Source organism: Serratia sp. HNCC26DJ244, from assembly GCF_057180565.1.
Genome location: NZ_JBXUGO010000098.1, coordinates 1 through 657 on the forward strand (window position 1 = coordinate 1; position 657 = coordinate 657).

Here is a 657-nt window from a genome sequence, read left to right on the forward strand (position 1 = left end):
CTCCCCTTCCTGAAACTCGGGGCCATGGCGCAGGCTAATCACCTGCAGCCAGGTGTTTTGCAACAGCGCGTCAATATCACACTTTTTTATCTGACTCATATCGTTATCTATACCCAAGTTCAATCAAGTTGCTGGTAGGCGGCAACTGAACGACAAATCGGTCAGGAACCGATTTGAACAACGCTTGCGTTGGCCCGCAGGGTGAACCTCATGGAGGAGGTTCACTAATCCCGATGAGCTTACTGGAGTAAGTGATTCGGGTGAGCGACAAATCTGCAGGAGCAGATTTGAACGCCGCTGCCGGCGGCCCCGATAGGGGCGAGGTCCATGGACGGACCTCGTAACGCAGCCAACACCGCTGCAGTTTGATTGGCGACGGGTACGGCTCATGTTCTCAGCACCGCAAACAACTCAAGCTCAGGCTCGCCAAGCATGCCTGGGACATAGAACATACAGTTGCCACTCTCCAGCATCTCGCGCGCCGCCGGGTGTGATAAATCCAGGGAGAAATACTGGTTTTCCAGACGCAACGGGATGGCCGCAGGGACATGACGCAGCGGTTTGAGGGGCACGCCCTGTTGCGAGGCATTCACCAGGCTGGCGACATAATCGGGACTGCCCACCTTGCACTGGCGCGGGAACTGCTCCTGAAGTTGT

The 657-nt window shown here is 56.2% G+C and carries 1 protein-coding gene and 1 pseudogene; both read right to left on the reverse strand.

Annotated features, from left to right (window positions below; genetic code table 11):
• Positions 1 to 99 (reverse strand): annotated as a pseudogene (locus AC2A06_RS18750) (type VI secretion system protein TssL, short form); the annotation flags it as partial.
• Between the two features lie 287 nt (positions 100 to 386).
• Positions 387 to 657, reverse strand: a 271-nt coding sequence (tssK, locus tag AC2A06_RS18755) for a type VI secretion system baseplate subunit TssK (RefSeq protein WP_484381286.1), incomplete at its 5' end; no start/stop codon positions are given.